This window comes from Streptomyces sp. NPDC058579 (assembly GCF_042718575.1).
Taxonomy (GTDB): Bacteria; Actinomycetota; Actinomycetes; order Streptomycetales; family Streptomycetaceae; genus Streptomyces.
The window spans coordinates 93,096-108,334 of the sequence record NZ_JBHXPI010000013.1 but is presented as its reverse complement, the minus strand read 5'-3'; the positions used below and the strand labels follow the sequence as shown (position 1 = coordinate 108,334).

Genomic DNA, 15,239 nt, shown 5'->3' with positions numbered 1-15,239 from the left:
GCGGGCCGTGACCAGGTAGGCTGCCTCGGCGCGCGCGACGCGGCGCGCGCCACGACCGGGAGGAATCCGCGTTGCACGTCCAGGAATGGCTGGAGACGATCCCCGCGGTGGCGATCTACGCGCTGGTGGGAGTGGTGATCGGGCTGGAGAGCCTGGGAATCCCGCTGCCCGGCGAGATCGTCCTCGTCAGCTCGGCCCTGCTCGCCTCCCAGCACGGGGACATCAATCCGTACGTCCTCGGCGCCTGCGCGATCGCCGGGGCCATCATCGGCGACTCGATCGGCTACGCGATCGGCCGCAAGGGCGGGCGTCCGCTGCTCGCCTGGCTGGGCAAAAAGTTCCCCAAGCACTTCAGCGAGGCCAATATCGCGCTCGCGGAACGCTCCTTCGAGAAGTGGGGCATGTGGGCCGTCTTCTTCGGCCGCTTCGTCGCCCTGCTGCGGATCTTCGCCGGGCCGCTCGCGGGCGTCCTGCGCATGCCGTACTGGAAGTTCCTCATCGCCAACGTCTTCGGCGGCATCCTCTGGGCGGGCGGCACGACGGCCGTCATCTACTCGGTGGGCGTCGTCGCGGAGGCGTGGCTCAAGCGCTTCTCGTGGCTGGGCCTCGTACTCGCGGTCCTGGTCGGCGTCTCATCGATGCTGATCCTGAAGAACCGCGCGAAGAAGGCTGCCGCAAAGGCCGAGACGAAGCCGGAGGCGACGTCGGCGCCGGTCGCGGTGGCGGCTGCGGACTCGGCGAGCTGAGCGAGAGCGCCTCACCGGCAGCGAGACGTAAGCGCGAGGGCGCGGTGGTCGCACGGCCGCCGCGCCCTCGCGCTGTGAGCGCGTGCCGCAACCCTCGCGCTCTGTGCGCGAGCCGGGCTCTCAGTCCTGGAAGGCCTCGGCGTGGCCCTTGGCCAGGTGGAGGTACATCTCCGCGTTGAGGCGGATGCCCGCCTGCTCCTCCTCGGTCAGCGGGCGCCTGACCTTGGCCGGCACGCCCGCCACCAGCGAGCCCGGCGGGATCTCCATCCCCTGCGGGACGAGCGCCTGCGCCGCGATGAGCGAACCGGCGCCCACCCGGGCCCCGTTGAGCACCGTGGCGCCCATGCCGACCAGCACGTCGTCCTCGATGACGCAGCCGTGCACGGTCGCGTTGTGGCCGACCGTCACCCGGTCCCCGATCGAGACCGGGAAGCCCGGGTCGACGTGGACGGTGCAGTTGTCCTGGATGTTCGAGTCCTCGCCGACGGCGATGGGACCGCAGTCCGCCCGCAGCACCGCGTGGTACCAGACGCTGGCGCGGGCGCCCAGCGTGACGTCACCGAGCACCACGGAGGTCGGCGCGGTGAAGGCGGTCGGATCCACCTGCGGCTCTTTGCCGCCCACGCCCTTGATCAACGCCTCGGTCATCGTTCGCTCCTGATCGTTCGTGCTTGCGTCACGCCTCCACGGCACACTAGCCGCGGCCCATGACGGACATCACAGGGCACCCCACTGATCAGCTACGACGGTGCGGACTACCGTGTGCGGGTGCCCAGGAACAGAAACACGTTCTCTTCTCTCACCGCTTGGCGGCGCCGCGTGCTCGCCCGGGCCGTGCAGGGCGGGTGGCGCTGGGTGCAGGAGACGGGTTCCGTGACCGCCGAGCGCCCCGGGAAGCTGCGCTTCCGTCGCCTCGGGGCGGGCACCCGGCTCGCGTTCCCGCAGGGGACCGTCTTCGGTGAGCAGTGGATCGAGATCGGCGAGTGCTGCATCATCGCCGAGCAGGTCACCCTCACCGCCGGCATGCTGCCCGGGCTCGACCTCGGCCCCGACACGGTGCTGACCCTGGGGAACGGTGTCGTCCTCGGCCGTGGCAGCCACGTCATCGCCGACACCCGGGTGACCATCGGCTCGGACACGTACTGCGGACCGTACGTCTACATCACCTCGACCAACCACAGTTACGACGACCCCGACGAGCCGGTCGGCAGGCAGTGGCCGCGCTCCGAGCCGGTCGAGATCGGGCCGGGCTGCTGGCTGGGCACGGGCGCGGTGATCCTGCCGGGCGCGCGGCTCGGCCGCAACGTGGTGGTCGCGGCGGGTGCCGTCGTACGGGGCGAGGTGCCGGACCACTCGGTGGTGGCCGGCGCGCCGGCGAAGGTGGTGCGCAGCTGGGACCCGGAGCAGGGCTGGCAGCCGCCACTGCGGACACCGGCGCCCGTGCCCGTACCGGACGGTGTGACGCACGAGCAGCTCGCCGCGCTCGCGGCATGGGACCTCGCGGAGGGCTGAGCGCGCCTTTCGGCGGCCGGTCGGCCCGTGGCCTCGTCAACCCGTCGCGAGGAGAACCGTGCCGACCAGAGCCAGGCCCGCACCGGCCGCCTGGACCGCGCGCAGCCGTTCCTTCAGCACTCCGCGCGCGGCGAGGGCCGTGACGACCGGGTAGAGGTTGGCGAGGACGGCGGCGACGGTCACCGGGCCGGTCTGCGCCGCGATCGAGTACGTACCGTTGGCGGCGACGTCCGCGAGGCCGACGAAGGCGAGCGCCGGGAGGGCCGCCCACACGACCTTCGTCCCGCCGCCCTCGGGCAGGGCCCGCCCGCCCCGCTTCACGGAGACGTACAGGGCGCCGCCGCCCACCGCCACGTTGGTCACCCGCTGCACGAACAGGGCGAGGAACAGGCCGGTCAGTGTCGAGGAGGCCTCGGCGATGAGCGCCATGACCGAGCCGAAGCCGAAGGCCGCGACCAGGGTGAGGAGCACGGCCTGGCGCTGCACGGGCGCGCCGCGCAGCTCGGGCCCGCCGGCGAGGACGATGCCGACGATCGCGACACCGATCCCGGCGAACTGGAGGAGCCCCGGCCGGTCGCCGATGAGCAGGCCCACCGAGACGGGCACGACGACACCGAGCGAGCCGAGCGGGGAGACCACGCCCATCGGGCCGAGCGCGAGGGCCTTGTAGAAGGAGAGCATCGCGACCGGGCCGACCACGCCCGCGGCGACGGCGTACCAGAGCTGGGGTCCGGCCTCGGTCCAGGCGCCGGTGGCGATCACGACGGCGCCCAGGACGACGACCGCGACGGTCTGCGAGGCCACGACCACGGTGAGAGCGGGCATGCGCCGGGTGAGCAGCCCGCCGCCGAAGTCGGCCAGGCCCCAGAGGAGGGCGGTGGCCAGGGCGAACAGGGCAGTCATGGATCCTCGCAGGGGCGTCTCGCAGTACAGTGCGGTGGACAGCTGGTACACCGCGGTAGACCCCACCGTAGTTCAGTCTGTTGGACTATGTCATCCAAAATATTGGACGGAATGTGTCGGACCTCGATCAGCTCACGCAGTCGCTCGCGCGGAATCTGAAGCGGTGGCGCAATGAGCGCGGTTTCACGCTGGACGCGCTGGCCGCCCGGGCAGGCGTCAGTCGCGGCATGATCATCCAGATCGAGCAGGCCCGCACGAACCCCAGCGTCGGCACCACCGTGAAGCTCGCGGACGCGCTCGGTGTCTCGATCACCACCCTCCTCGACTACGAGCAGGGCCCGCACGTCCGCCTCGTCCCGCCGGACCAGGCCGTCCGCATGTGGTCCACCTCCACCGGCAGCCACACCACCCTGCTCGCCGGCACCGAGGCGCGCGGCCCGCTCGAACTCTGGGCCTGGACGCTGATGCCGGGCGACGGCAGCGCGTCCGACCCGCACCCCGACGGCACGACCGAGCTGCTGCACGTCTCGGCCGGCGAGCTCACCCTCGTGGTCGAGGGCGAGGATCACCGCATCCCGGCCGGCACGTCCGCCGTCTTCGAGGCCAACGTGCCGCACGCGTACCGCAACGACGGCACGGAGCGCGTGGAGATGACCATGGCCGTCTCCATCCCGCCCGTACGCTGAGACGCCGAACAGCGGCCCCGGCGGCCGCTGTTAGCTTGGGCCCCATGCGCGCACCCATCGGAGACTTCGACAACGCCGTTCCCGCCCCCGACTGTCTGGACCGGCTCACGGAACCGGTCGCGGCGGCCGTACGCGCCTGGCAGGGCACCGTCCCGGCGGATCAACTCCTATACGTCGACACCGACCCGGAGATCGCCGACACGGCCGTCTTCGTCGAGAACCACGGCCGCGAACTCCTCGAACAGTCCGCGAACTGCGTGATCGTCGCCGGGAAGCGCGGTGAGGAGACGACTCTGGCGGCCTGCGTGGTGCGCTCGGACACCAGGGTCGACGTCAACGGCGTGGTCCGCCGTCAACTGGGCTCCCGCAAGGCGAGGTTCGCCCCGATGGAGACCGCGACGGGCGAGAGCGGCATGGAGTACGGCGGCATCACCCCGATCGGCCTCCCGGCCGACTGGCCCGTCCTCGTGGACGCGACGGTGGTCGACACCCCCTGGGTCCTCATCGGCAGCGGCAGCCGCCGCGGCAAACTGATCGTCCCAGGCAAAGCCTTCGCCGAACTGCCCCGCGCGGTCGTGGTGGAGGGCTTGGGCGTGGAGTGAGCCCGGGGGCTCGGGAGTCTCATGCGGGACGGGCGTTGTCTCCCCGGAGGCATCCGGGGTGGCGGGCCGACGTCACGCTTAGGGGCGGCCCGACGAGGACCGCCCCTTCTGGCGTTGCTAGTTGTGGCGCTTCAGGTACTGCAGTACGACGAGACCCACACCCATGACGGCGAGGAGCGCACCTCCGCCGGCCTTGAAGGCGTCGAGCGGGGTGCCGTTGAAGCCCATGACGACGATGACGGCCGCGAGCGATGCGAGAGCGGCGCAGAGTGCGACGATCGTCAGGTCGCGACCAGGGTGGGCGCAGGTGTGACCCTGCTGACTGGTTGACATTGTGTTCCTCCGTTGTGGTTTCGCAGGCACGCTGGATCTGGACACACCCCGCTAAGGCGAGGTCGTTCCAGCGGCGCGACGCGGGCTACAGGAGCCGACGGCGGTCGGTCGACCGCGATCGCCCGGTAGGCGAAACCCACATGCATCCCCCAAGGGGTAGAGGAAGAACGGCAGCAGGATACCCGGAGTGCAACTCCACGGCAACGGAACGTAGTTCAGAGGTCGGAGCGCTCGCCTTGGGAGCGGGAAGTCGACGGTTCGAATCGGCCCAGGGGTTCGGGAGAACGGAGGTGGAGCCGGACGGGGGAAGAGAGCGGGTCTGCCTGGTGAAGTGTGGGTCTCTGACAACTCCGACAGCAGGGAGCGTTTCCTTCGATGCCCGCACAGCCCGCACAGCCCGCACAGCCCGCACGCCCTGAGCGCAGCGGTCCCGAGACCGCCTCGGTCATGGACGTCTCGCCCTTCAAGCCTTCTCTCGTCAAAGCGGTGTTCAGGGACGTGACCCCGTTGCACGTCTCGCGGTCGGCCGCGTGGGCCGCCGCGTCGGTGACGCGGACGGTGCTGACGGAGATCATCGACGGCGCGAGGAGAGCGGCGGCGGAGGAGGCCCGGAAGAAGCTGATTCCCGGGGACCTTCTCTCGGCGATCGACCGGAACGTCGAGCTCGAGGTGGGGGACAAGTGGTACGACCACAGCCCGACGTTTCAGGGCCTGACCGGTGTCCTGTACGACGCCGAGGGCGTCATCGTGCCTTCTCGTAGGCGCAGCAGGTCGCGCAAACCGAGTGCTGTGGTCGGCGCCCACAGATTCGAGGCCGGGGTCAAGAAGCTGCTGTGGAGCCAGGGGGCCACGGCCGTCCCGGCGATGGTCCGCGACCTGGACGGAATCGCGAGCGTGTTCCTGACGGACCTCGCCCGGGACGCGGCCATGGTCGTCCGCGAGGGCGGCGTCAAACGCTTCGGTACGGTCACCCTGGTGATGCCGGGCGAACCGGCCCCACCCCCGTTCCTCAAGGATTCCCTCCAGGACCTGTCCGCCCGCAGCGGGGACAGGCGGACCATCGGCAGGGACGACATCCTGGCCGCCACCACGATTCAGCTGTTCGGCGGCAACCTCAGGCAGCGAGCCCTCACCGAGGCACGCGAGGCGACACAGAACACTTCGGCCGGCTGACTGGGTGCGACCAACATCGCCGCCTGCACCCCCATCTGCTACCGCAGACTCGCCAAATGAGATGGCCTCCAAGCAGGCCGAATACGGCGCCCAAAGCCGTATTCCCTTCAGGCGAGGCGGGGGATTTCGATCGCCGGGCAGCGGTCCATGACCATGTCCAGGCCCGCGGCGCGGGTGCGGGTGTACGCGGCTTCGTCCACTACGCCTAGCTGGAACCAGACGGCCTTGGCGCCCTTGGTGACGGCTTCGTCGGCGACCGCGCCGGCGAGGGCGCTGTTGACGAATACGTCCACGACGTCGACGTCGAAGGGGATCGCGTCCAGGGAGGCGTAGCCCTGTTCTCCGTGGACCGTCTCGGCCTTCGGGTGTACCGGGACGATCCGCTTGCCGTGGCGCTGCAGGAAGGCCGCGACGCCGTAGGCGGCGCGCTCCTCGTTGGCGGAGAGGCCCACGATGGCCCAGGTGTCGCCGTGCTCGTCGAGGATCCTGCGGATGGTTTCAGTGTCGCTGTGCACGCTCTGGCTCCGGTTGCTGAGTTCGGACACTCTCAGAGGCGGAACGAGTGTCGGTCGCCTGGGATTCCCGTACGAGAGGCCCTAGCCGCGTACCGCCGCCACCGCCTCGTCGAAGACCTGCACCATGTCGACCGTTCCCTCGCTGCGGACCCAGGTCTCCAGTGCGACGTCCGAGCAGGCCAGGGCGCAGGAGACGAGTGCGCGGGCCCGCGACTCGGTCATCGGGTCCGCCGGGTCGCCCAGGCGCCGGGTGACGTCCGGCACCAGCAGGTCGACCCACTGTTGGCGCTTCTCCAGTTGCCGTCCCCGGAGCGACGGCGACGCGTGGAGCATGGTCGTGATCCTGAGGAAGTCCTCGGAGGTGTACGGGAGGGCGTCGAGGAGCGCCTGGAGGGCGGCCCGGAGCGCGTCCCACGGGAGCTCCTCCGTCGGGCGGGCCTCCAGGAAGGCTCGCAGGGACCTGCCGCTCTCGGCGTGGTCGCCGAGCACGATGTCTTCCTTCGTGCCGAAGTAGCGGAAGAGCGAGCGCCGCGAGATGCCGATCTCGTTCGCGATCTGCTCCATCGTCGTGGCCTCGAAGCCGTGCTCCAGGAACAGCCGCATCGCCGTCGCGACGATCTCGGCCTGCACTGCCAGCCGGGTGCGCGCCCGCAGTCCCCCACGGACGGTCGTGTCGTCGTCGCTCATGAGTACGGAGCCTATCAGGTGCTGTCACCTCGTACCTTATTGACACTCGGTGACAGGTTCGGCCTACAGTGACATCACGGAGCGGGTTCACCGAGCCGCCGTGTTCGATCCTTGGGAGCAGCCATGAGTGCCGTCGACTACCGCCGCCAGACCACCCTGATCACCGGTGCGAGCGCCGGCATCGGTGCCGAGTTCGCGCGGCAGATCGCCCAGCGCGGCTCGGACGTCGTCCTCGTGGCCCGGCGCCGGGAGCGGCTCGAGAAACTGGCCGCCGAACTGGCCGCGACCCACGGTGTCCGCGCCACGGCGATACCGCTCGACCTCGGCCTGCCCGGTGCGGGGGAGACCCTCGCGGAGGAGGTGGCCCGGCGAGGACTGACCGTGACGAGCGTCGTGAACAACGCCGGGTTCGCCACCTTCGGGCCGTTCCACACCGAGGACCCGCAGCGCCTGCGCGAGGAGATCGCCGTCGACATCGCCGCCCTCGTGGACATCAGCCGCGCGTTCATCGGGCCGCTGCGGAGCGCCGGCAGCGGCGTGCTCGTCAACGTCGCGAGCATGGCCGCGTATCTCCCCGTCCCCAACATGGCCGTCTACGCTGCGGCCAAGGCGTTCGTGCTGAGCTTCACCGAGGCCCTGTGGCAGGAGTCCCGCGGCACCGGGCTTCGTGTGCTCGCCCTGTCTCCCGGCGCGACCAACACCGAGTTCTTCGACACCATCGGCACGGAAGCCGACGGCGGTGCGAAGCGACAGTCGCCGCAGGAGGTCGTGGCGACGGCGCTGGCGGCCCTTGACCGCCGTACGCCGCCGCCGAGTGTCGTCTCCGGCCGGCGCAATCGTGTGATGGCGAGCCTCAGTCGCGGTCTGACCAGGCGTCGCGCCGTCCTCGTCATGGGGTCCATGACGGGCGCGCGCTGACCCCCGCTCGGGGTCAGGTCGTGTGCTGGTACGCCGAGTACGTCAGGTAGCCCGCGTCGCCGCCCTGGTAGTACGTGGCCTCGTCGGCCGGGGCGATCGGCAGTCCGCCCCGCAGCCGCTCGACCAGGTCCGGGTTGGCGAGGTAGGCGCGGCCGAAGCTGATGAGGTCGGCGCCCAGGCCGAGCCAGTGGTCGGCGTCGTCCCGGCCGGTCTGCTTCGGGCCCATGGGCAGTACGGGGTTCATGACGAGCGCACCCGGCCACGCCCGGCGCAGGGCGACCAGCAGCTCCTCGTCCGCGGTGGCTTCGAGGTGGATGTACGCGAGGTCCAGGGAGGCCAGTTCGGCCAGGAGCGCGGTGTACAGCTCGCGTACGTCCGTCTCCTCGACGCCCCAGAACGTACCGCCCGGTGAGAGCCGGATGCCGGTCCTGGCGCCTCCGACGGCGTCGACGGTCGCCGCGGCCGCTTCGACCGCGAACCTGATCCGGTGCTCGACCGGGCCGCCGTAGCGGTCCGTGCGCAGGTTGGCGTTGGACGAGAGGAACTGCGAGATCAAGTAGCCGTTGGCGCCGTGCAGTTCTACGCCGTCGAACCCCGCGTCGACGGCGCGGCGGGCGGCCAGGCCGTAGGAGCGGGCGTGCTCGGGCACTTCGGCGGTGTCCAGCGCGCGGGGCATCGGAGCGGGCTGCGGGCCGGTCGGGGTGAACACGTCGCCGACCGCCGGGACCGCCGACGGGCCGACGGGCCGCAGGCCGGTCGTGTCGGGGTGGGAGACCCGGCCGCCGTGCATGAGCTGGGCGAAGATCCGGCCGCCGTTGGCGTGCACGGCCGCGGTCACGGGGCGCCAGGCCTCGACCTGCTCGTCGGTGTGCAGCCCGGGCGTACCCGGGTTGGACTGCCCTACGGTGCTCGGCTGCACGCCTTCGCTCACGATCAGCCCGGCCGTGGCCCGCTGGGCGTAGTAGGCCGCCATGGAGGGGGTCGCGAGGCCGCCGGCGGCGGCCCGGACCCGGGTCATCGGGGCCATGACCACCCGGTTGGGGAGGGTGAGGCCGCCGAGTCGGTAGCTGGTGAAGAGAGTCGTCATGTCGGCTACGCTAAAACCTGACATTGACGTCAGAGGCAAGCTGTTGTGAGCCGGAACACAGCCGAACACAGCCAGGAGGTAGTTCCATGCGGATCGGCGAGCTCGCGTCGCGGGCCGGGGTCAGCGTCCGGTCCGTGCGCTATTACGAGGACCAAGGGCTCCTCGCCAGCACCCGCAGCCCCAGCGGGCAGCGGCACTACACGGACGTCGAGGTCGATCGGGTCGCGTTCATCCAGCGGCTGTACGCCGCCGGTCTGTCCAGCCGCACCATCGTGGAGCTGCTGCCCTGCGTCGAGGCGCCGAGCGAGGAGAACTCCGACGCCGCGCTGGAGCGGATGGCGCTGGAGCGGGAGCGGCTCTCCGCGCACATCGCCGACCTCGTACGGACCAGGGACACCCTTGACACGCTGATGGCCGCGGCCCGGGCGCATCGGCACGCGTGATCGTTCCGCCGACTGGGTTCCTCAGGCGCCGGGTCGCAAGGTCTCCGCAAGGCGACCGCGCGAGGGTGGGACGGTCGCGCCCGTCGGTCCGGCCGCGCCGACACACACCTCTGGAGGCCATCGATGGCGGAGTACTACAGGGTGGGACCGCCCACCGACGGCACGCCGGTCGCCCGGCTGACGACGCAGGAGGCGCTCGCGCCCCTCACCCCGCTGACGACGCATGAGCGGCTCGCGCCCCTCGACCCGCAGACGGCGGTCGAGGCGCTCACGCCCCTCACTCCCACGCGCAGTTGGGTCACCTACGCGGAGCCACCCAACCTGACCGACGGTCAGATCAATGTCGTGTACAGCCACATGGACAACGCCGCCGAGGACCTGATCGCGCAGACCCATGCCATCGCCCAGACCCTGAGCAATCTGGAAGCGGAGCTCAGTGAGCTGAAGAAGACCTGGATCGGTGACGACGCCCAGGTCTACACGGAGAAGCAGACGGCGTGGCACGACGCGGCGACGGCCATGGAGAAGATGCTCGGCGACCACGTCCACCTGCTGAACCACATCTCCGGGACCTACCGCTTCAGCCAGAACTGTCTCGTCCAGGGGTGGCAGGGCGTCCGGATCGGCCCCGGCCACTGACCTTGGCGGAGGGCTTGGGGGAGCCGCTGGGGGAGGCTTTGGGGGAAGCGAAGGCCGGGGTGTCCGTCGAGACGGTGCTGATCCGTCCGGGATCCGACGGCGCCCTCTCCGACCTGGCCGCGGCGGCCGGACTCGAGTCCCGCAGCCCGCTCGGCGCCTGAGCCGCGGCGGCCGCTGTGTCCGGGGCCTGGACGAGCCGCTCGATGCGCAGGACCAGGTCGTTCTCTACGCGGTCGTGCGACCAGTCGTGGTCCTTGCTGCGGATCACCTGGACTTCGATGCCGCCCTGTCGATCCCAACGGCCCTGCAGGGTACGGACGTTGGGTCGCCAGGATCCCTGGTACTGGTGCTCCAGGTTCATGTGGCATCCCGCCGCGCCGATGTCCACGGACTCGCCCACGACGCCGGGAATCACGATCCGGCGGCCTCCTCCGGCCGGCAGTACCACCGCGCGCTGCGGCCAGTCGGCGTCCACTCCGATCACGGTGATCCGGCTGGGGCCCGGGTACCAGGTCATCTCTTTGACTCCTTGTCAGTTATTCGGTGTGCCGGTGAACGCGCGGGCGGAGTCCCGTCGATGTCCGACGAGACTCCGCCCGCGTGAGCGTCACTTGCCGAGGTAGGCGTTGCGGATCGACACCGTCGACTCGTTGCCCTGCTTGTCTGTGATCTCGGCGCGGAAGGAGATCCCTCTGTCCTTCGCCGGGTTCAGCAACACCAGGGCCATGCCCAGGGCGACCGGGACCTTCTTTCAGGTCTGGCCGTCGTCATAACTCGCTTACACATGGAGCGACTTGAGGTTTTCCTCCCGGCTGCCGCGCCCTGCACGGTCACCGGAACGAGCCGTGAGCATGCCGTCGGTCAGCTCCGTGGACAACGCGACGGTCGTCAGGCCGAGTCTCGCCATGCTCGGATGCCGGGCTAGCGAGGGCGCCAGCGTCAGGGCGCGGACGCTGTCGATGACCGGGATGAGGGGAGTGCCGGGCCTGCGCCGGGCGATCCGGTGCAGCGTCTCGACGTTCTCGACCCCCGGGATGATCAGCCCGTCACCGAGATCCGCGATCGCGTCGAGATCCGCATCGCACTCGGGGGAGTTCGCCGGATGGAGCCGGACCCACCTCTCCTGAGGCCTGTCCGGCTGCCGGCTGGACAGCAGGGCGATCACGGCACCGAGCCGTTGTTCCGCCCGCTGGAGGTCGACGACCACCACGTCGGCCGGCTGCCCCGCGAGCGCGTACGACTCCGGGCTGCCCGGGGTCAGCATGAGGTAGGTGGCCGGGCTCGGCTCGGGCGACGGACGCATGGAGGTCCTCCGAAGGGGATCGACGGAAACGGTCCTTGCTCTGCCGATGCCTACGTTGGTGGAGTCGCGAAGGATCGGTCCGATCAAGCCAGTTGTGGGACGGGCGCAGGGGTGGCGCTCGGAGCGCGCGACATATCCTCTGCCGCATGGATGGAAATCGGCGGTCCGTCGCCTCTCCACTCGCTCCGATCGACACACCTCGCTGGGTGGGGCGCTCCGCCGAACTGGCGGTACTGCACGAGCACTTGGGGTCCCTGCGGCGCGGTGCGGGAGGCTGCGTACTGGTGGAAGGGCCGCCTGGAATCGGGAAGAGCGCGCTCGTCGGCGAGGCGGTACGGACCTTCGGCGGCGCGGACGAGGTGTTCGTGCTGCGGGGCAGCGCCGACGAATTCTGCGTGAGTCTGCCGTTTCAGCTGATCACGGAGGCGTTGAGACCGGTGGACCGGGACGAACCCGCGCCGGAACCCGACTCGTTGTGGGGCGCCGGGGCGCGGAACCCGTTGGCGGCAGGCGTGCAGGAGGCGTTGGCGCGCGTGGAACGGGCGTGCGCGGTGCGGCCGGTGGTGCTCGTCGCGAGCGACCTGCAATGGGCGGACGAGGCGTCCCTGACGGTCCTCGGGGCGCTGCTGCGGCTGACGGAACAGCTGCCGTTGCTGCTGGTGGGGGAGCTGACGACCGGTTCACAGCGCGATCACGTCCAACAGCTCCGCCGGACCTTCACCACCCGCGACGCCACCCAGCTGGTGGTGGGCCCCTTGAGCGACGAGGAGTCCGTGCGGCTGGCGGAGACGTACCTGGGTCTCCCGCTCGCCCCTGGATTGCGCGAGCTGGCGGCGCAGACCGGAGGAAACGCCTTGCACATACGGGAGTTGGTGGCCGCGCTGCTGCGCGAACGACGCGTCGAGGAGCGCGCGGGCCAGGCGCGGCTCGTACCCGGGCCCGACAGCGAGGCGCAGTTGCCGACCTCGTTGAGCGCGGCGATCGCGGACCGGCTCGGGTATCTGTCCGACGACACCTTGGAGGCCCTGCGCTCGGCCAGCGCGCTGGGCGCCGGGTTCGATCCGGGCGAGCTGGCCGCTGTGCTCGGCTGGCCGCTGGAGCGGGTCGCCGGGGCGCTGGGCGAGGCGGCGGAGACCGGGGTGCTCGACGAGCAGGGCGCGACGGTGGAGTTCCACGCTCCGTTGCTGCGGCAGGCACTGTACGAGTCGATGACGCCGGCGGTGCGCGCGCTGCGGCACCGGCGGATCGCGCAGCGGCTGAGCGAGGTGGGCCGGCCGCCCGAGCGCGTCGCCGCGCAGCTGGTCCGGGCGGGGAGCGAGCCGGACGAGTGGACGCTGACCTGGCTGACGGCCTCGGGCGCCGCCCTGCTCCACCGGGCCCCACAGCTCGCCGTAGAACTGCTCACGGACGCCACCGAGCACCTGGACCGTGTCGACGAGCGACGTGAGCCCCTGGAGGCGGTCCTCGCCATGGCCGCGTACCTGCGCGGCAGGTTCGAGGAGTGCGAGACCATCGCCACCCGTGTCCTGGGCAGCACCGTCGATCCCGACCGCGCCGGGGAGATGACCTGGATCGTCGGCGTCGTCCTGTTCCACCGGGGGCGCTACGCGGAGGGCATCGAGCTGGCGACCGGCGCCGCGTCGCGCTGGCCGCTGAGTCCGGTGTGGCTGGCCCGGCTGCGCGCCCTGCACGGCATGCTCACCCTGGGCACGGCGCTGGGCCCTGAGAAGGACGGGTCCGTCATACCGAGGGTGACCGAGGCGCTGGAGCTCGGCCGGAGTCTCAAGGACGCGCACACCGTCGCGTACGCGGCGAACACCATGTGGACGTACCTCTTCGCGATGAAGGAGTTCGACGCGGCCGCGGTCTGCCTCGACGAAGGCCTCGCCGGCGCGGAGAGCGACCCTCAACTGGCCGACATACGCTTCGTCCTGGCGAGCAACAAGATGCATCACCTGCGGGGCGCCGACATCAGCGACGAGCGGGTGTGGGCCACCGCGCGCGCGGCCCGCAAGGCCGCCCTGGAGTGCGGCTCGGCACGGGTCGGCACCGTCCTCGGGATGACCGCCGGCCTCGCCTACTTCGAGGGGGCCTGGGACGACGCGCTCGCGGATCTCGAAGCCGTCGACGACGACGTGACCGACGGCTACACGAAGTTCACCGTCAAAGGCCTGCTCGCACTGATCAGGGCGCGACGCGGGGACGTGGACGGTGCCCGGGACCAACTGGAGAAGATCGGCGACCCGGAGGTCCTGCTCACCTGCGCCCGGGTGAACTCCACGAACTACTGGCACGCCCGCCTGGCCCTGGCCGAGCGCGAGGGCCGCGAGGACGAGGTGCTCGTTCTCCTGCGCCGGGTCCTCGCCGAGGAGTTCGGCGCCATCGCCGCCGACTACCACCGCCTCCTGCCCCGTGCCCTGCGCCTTGCCCGCGCCGCGGGCCTGGCGGACCTGGCTGCCGAGGTCGTGGCCCGCGCCGGGCACGCGGCCGGCCGGGACGACCGCCGGGTGGTCCGTGCCGTGGCCTGGCACTGCCAGGGGGTGGCGGACGCCGATCCCGGCCTTCTGCGCCAGGCGCTGGAGTACTTCGACGGCGCGGTGTGGGCCGCGGAGGCGGCCGAGTGCGCGGACGACCTGGCCGTCGTACTCGCCGAGGCGGGCGACACGGACGGCGCGAAAGCCGCGATGCGGGACGCGGCGGAGCGCTATCTGGCGCTCGGCGCGACGGGCGATCTCGACCGGGCGGACGCCCGTTGGCGCGAAGCGGGCCTGCGTCGCAGCGCCCGGGGCAGTCGCAACCGCCCGTCCGCCGGCTGGGAGTCGCTCACGCCCACCGAGCGGCGGGTCGCCGAACTCGTCGCCGAGGGCCTGTCCAACCCCGACATCGCCGAGCGGCTCCTCTCCTCGCGCCGCACCGTCCAGACCCACATCAGCCGCATCCTCGGCAAACTGGGCCTGCGCTCCCGTAGGGAAGTAGCGCGCACCATCGCGGACCGGCCCCCTCAGTCCGCCGTGAGTTGAACCTCCGCTCGGCGCGGTGGACGGCGTGAGACGGCCACGCCGATGAGACTGAGCTGCCCGGTGCCCGAGTAGGCGCCGCCGTGACCTCGTTGCCATGACCGAACCTCGGGCGGTCCCGACACGTAGCACAGGGCGGCGCCGCCGTGAGGACGACGGAGTGGATGATGAGGGGCCGGGAGTTGACTGTGGTTGCTGGGCGTGTGGTGCGCTTCGACGAGACGCGTGGGTATGGATTCATCACCCCGGAGACGGGCGGCGATGATGTGTTCCTGCACGTGAACGACTTGTTGATCCCCGAGTCGTACGTCAGGTCGGGACTGGCCGTGGAGTTCGAGGTCGTCGACCGTGAGCGGGGCCCGAAGGCGGCGAGGATCAGGCTCGCCGAGTCGGCGCGGACCGCGCGGGAGGCGGATCGGGCCGTGCCCGTACAGGTCGTCCCCGCCGCGGTGCCCGCTCCGGTCGCCGAGGAGCCGATGTGCGATGTGCTCAGTACGGAGGAGACCAACGGAGAGTTGACCGAACTCCTCCTTCGGGTGACCTCGCTGACGGCAGGCCAGATTGTCGAGATCCGGCGAGGGGTGCTTGAGCTGGCCCGGGGCCACGGGTGGGTCGAGGGCTGACCTCAGCGGCCGTTCCTGGGCCCCTTGAACCGTGTTCCGGCGTTTCGCTCCT

18 protein-coding genes are annotated in these 15,239 nt (G+C 71.0%); 10 read left to right on the top strand and 8 right to left on the bottom strand.

The window, feature by feature from the left end:
* Positions 1-71: 71 nt before the first annotated feature.
* On the top strand, positions 72-746 hold the full coding sequence (locus ACFWRO_RS17920) for a DedA family protein (protein ID WP_384511100.1): 675 nt from the start codon (positions 72-74) through the stop codon (positions 744-746).
* 120 nt (positions 747-866) lie between these two features.
* Here the strand turns inward: ACFWRO_RS17920 and ACFWRO_RS17915 are convergent, their stop codons facing one another.
* The gene (locus ACFWRO_RS17915) at positions 867-1,394 is read right to left on the bottom strand and encodes a gamma carbonic anhydrase family protein (RefSeq protein ID WP_362417502.1); all 528 of its coding nucleotides are present in this window, start codon (positions 1,392-1,394) and stop codon (positions 867-869) included.
* 120 nt (positions 1,395-1,514) lie between these two features.
* Here ACFWRO_RS17915 and ACFWRO_RS17910 point away from each other — a divergent pair, with 120 nt between their 5' ends.
* Positions 1,515-2,258, top strand: coding sequence for an acyltransferase (locus ACFWRO_RS17910; protein WP_384511097.1), 744 nt, complete (start codon positions 1,515-1,517; stop codon positions 2,256-2,258).
* Between the two features lie 36 nt (positions 2,259-2,294).
* Here the strand turns inward: ACFWRO_RS17910 and ACFWRO_RS17905 are convergent, their stop codons facing one another.
* Positions 2,295-3,161 carry an EamA family transporter gene (locus ACFWRO_RS17905; protein WP_384511094.1) on the bottom strand — a complete coding sequence of 289 codons (867 nt, stop codon included), beginning with the start codon at positions 3,159-3,161 and terminating at the stop codon, positions 2,295-2,297.
* Positions 3,162-3,274: 113 nt separating this feature from the next.
* On the opposite strand from ACFWRO_RS17905, the gene ACFWRO_RS17900 reads away from it, so the two are divergent.
* Entirely contained in the window at positions 3,275-3,847 is a 573-nt protein-coding gene (locus ACFWRO_RS17900) for a helix-turn-helix domain-containing protein (protein WP_384511092.1), read from the top strand.
* 44 nt (positions 3,848-3,891) lie between these two features.
* A complete protein-coding gene (locus ACFWRO_RS17895) occupies positions 3,892-4,449 on the top strand; it encodes a YbaK/EbsC family protein (RefSeq protein WP_384511090.1) in 558 nt (185 codons plus the stop codon).
* A gap of 117 nt (positions 4,450-4,566) precedes the next feature.
* Here ACFWRO_RS17895 and ACFWRO_RS17890 read toward each other — a convergent pair whose 3' ends face one another.
* Positions 4,567-4,782, bottom strand: coding sequence for a hypothetical protein (locus ACFWRO_RS17890; protein WP_384511087.1), 216 nt, complete (start codon positions 4,780-4,782; stop codon positions 4,567-4,569).
* A gap of 375 nt (positions 4,783-5,157) precedes the next feature.
* On the opposite strand from ACFWRO_RS17890, the gene ACFWRO_RS17885 reads away from it, so the two are divergent.
* The gene (locus ACFWRO_RS17885) at positions 5,158-5,955 is read left to right on the top strand and encodes a hypothetical protein (RefSeq protein ID WP_384511084.1); all 798 of its coding nucleotides are present in this window, start codon (positions 5,158-5,160) and stop codon (positions 5,953-5,955) included.
* A 107-nt stretch (positions 5,956-6,062) separates the two neighbouring features.
* Here the strand turns inward: ACFWRO_RS17885 and ACFWRO_RS17880 are convergent, their stop codons facing one another.
* Both ACFWRO_RS17880 and ACFWRO_RS17875 read right to left on the bottom strand, forming a co-directional pair.
* Positions 6,063-6,470 carry a CoA-binding protein gene (locus ACFWRO_RS17880; protein ID WP_384511082.1) on the bottom strand — a complete coding sequence of 136 codons (408 nt, stop codon included), beginning with the start codon at positions 6,468-6,470 and terminating at the stop codon, positions 6,063-6,065.
* Between the two features lie 81 nt (positions 6,471-6,551).
* The gene (locus tag ACFWRO_RS17875; RefSeq protein WP_384511079.1) at positions 6,552-7,157 is read right to left on the bottom strand and encodes a TetR/AcrR family transcriptional regulator; all 606 of its coding nucleotides are present in this window, start codon (positions 7,155-7,157) and stop codon (positions 6,552-6,554) included.
* Positions 7,158-7,280: 123 nt separating this feature from the next.
* Between ACFWRO_RS17875 and ACFWRO_RS17870 the strand changes: the two genes are divergently transcribed.
* Complete coding sequence (locus ACFWRO_RS17870) at positions 7,281-8,075, top strand: SDR family NAD(P)-dependent oxidoreductase (RefSeq protein ID WP_384511075.1); 795 nt, start codon at positions 7,281-7,283, stop codon at positions 8,073-8,075.
* A gap of 13 nt (positions 8,076-8,088) precedes the next feature.
* Here ACFWRO_RS17870 and ACFWRO_RS17865 read toward each other — a convergent pair whose 3' ends face one another.
* The gene (locus tag ACFWRO_RS17865) at positions 8,089-9,162 is read right to left on the bottom strand and encodes an alkene reductase (protein ID WP_384511072.1); all 1,074 of its coding nucleotides are present in this window, start codon (positions 9,160-9,162) and stop codon (positions 8,089-8,091) included.
* A gap of 86 nt (positions 9,163-9,248) precedes the next feature.
* Between ACFWRO_RS17865 and ACFWRO_RS17860 the strand changes: the two genes are divergently transcribed.
* Positions 9,249-9,605: a MerR family transcriptional regulator gene (locus ACFWRO_RS17860; protein ID WP_384511069.1), complete on the top strand. Its 357-nt coding sequence runs from the start codon at positions 9,249-9,251 to the stop codon at positions 9,603-9,605.
* A 123-nt stretch (positions 9,606-9,728) separates the two neighbouring features.
* Complete coding sequence (locus ACFWRO_RS17855; RefSeq protein ID WP_384511066.1) at positions 9,729-10,244, top strand: WXG100 family type VII secretion target; 516 nt, start codon at positions 9,729-9,731, stop codon at positions 10,242-10,244.
* Here ACFWRO_RS17855 and ACFWRO_RS17850 read toward each other — a convergent pair.
* Together ACFWRO_RS17850 and ACFWRO_RS17845 are read right to left on the bottom strand one after the other, a co-directional pair.
* Entirely contained in the window at positions 10,186-10,761 is a 576-nt protein-coding gene (locus ACFWRO_RS17850; protein ID WP_384511063.1) for a hypothetical protein, read from the bottom strand. The genes ACFWRO_RS17855 and ACFWRO_RS17850 overlap by 59 nt on opposite strands.
* A gap of 261 nt (positions 10,762-11,022) precedes the next feature.
* On the bottom strand, positions 11,023-11,547 hold the full coding sequence (locus tag ACFWRO_RS17845) for a hypothetical protein (RefSeq protein ID WP_384511061.1): 525 nt from the start codon (positions 11,545-11,547) through the stop codon (positions 11,023-11,025).
* Between the two features lie 146 nt (positions 11,548-11,693).
* Between ACFWRO_RS17845 and ACFWRO_RS17840 the strand changes: the two genes are divergently transcribed.
* Positions 11,694-14,567, top strand: a complete 2,874-nt coding sequence (locus ACFWRO_RS17840; protein ID WP_384511058.1) for an ATP-binding protein — start codon at positions 11,694-11,696, stop codon at positions 14,565-14,567.
* A 185-nt stretch (positions 14,568-14,752) separates the two neighbouring features.
* Entirely contained in the window at positions 14,753-15,187 is a 435-nt protein-coding gene (locus ACFWRO_RS17835) for a cold-shock protein (RefSeq protein WP_384511055.1), read from the top strand.
* Positions 15,188-15,239: the final 52 nt, after the last annotated feature.

Coding starts and splice junctions, on each gene's coding strand:
- ACFWRO_RS17905 (WP_384511094.1), bottom strand. CDS start 3,161: ATGACTGCCCTGTTCGCCCTGGCCACCGCCCTCCTCTGGGGCCTGGCC.
- ACFWRO_RS17875 (WP_384511079.1), bottom strand. CDS start 7,157: ATGAGCGACGACGACACGACCGTCCGTGGGGGACTGCGGGCGCGCACC.
- ACFWRO_RS17890 (WP_384511087.1), bottom strand. CDS start 4,782: ATGTCAACCAGTCAGCAGGGTCACACCTGCGCCCACCCTGGTCGCGAC.
- ACFWRO_RS17860 (WP_384511069.1), top strand. CDS start 9,249: ATGCGGATCGGCGAGCTCGCGTCGCGGGCCGGGGTCAGCGTCCGGTCC.
- ACFWRO_RS17885 (WP_384511084.1), top strand. CDS start 5,158: ATGCCCGCACAGCCCGCACAGCCCGCACAGCCCGCACGCCCTGAGCGC.
- ACFWRO_RS17840 (WP_384511058.1), top strand. CDS start 11,694: ATGGATGGAAATCGGCGGTCCGTCGCCTCTCCACTCGCTCCGATCGAC.
- ACFWRO_RS17895 (WP_384511090.1), top strand. CDS start 3,892: ATGCGCGCACCCATCGGAGACTTCGACAACGCCGTTCCCGCCCCCGAC.
- ACFWRO_RS17845 (WP_384511061.1), bottom strand. CDS start 11,547: ATGCGTCCGTCGCCCGAGCCGAGCCCGGCCACCTACCTCATGCTGACC.
- ACFWRO_RS17850 (WP_384511063.1), bottom strand. CDS start 10,761: ATGACCTGGTACCCGGGCCCCAGCCGGATCACCGTGATCGGAGTGGAC.
- ACFWRO_RS17865 (WP_384511072.1), bottom strand. CDS start 9,162: ATGACGACTCTCTTCACCAGCTACCGACTCGGCGGCCTCACCCTCCCC.
- ACFWRO_RS17870 (WP_384511075.1), top strand. CDS start 7,281: ATGAGTGCCGTCGACTACCGCCGCCAGACCACCCTGATCACCGGTGCG.
- ACFWRO_RS17855 (WP_384511066.1), top strand. CDS start 9,729: ATGGCGGAGTACTACAGGGTGGGACCGCCCACCGACGGCACGCCGGTC.
- ACFWRO_RS17915 (WP_362417502.1), bottom strand. CDS start 1,394: ATGACCGAGGCGTTGATCAAGGGCGTGGGCGGCAAAGAGCCGCAGGTG.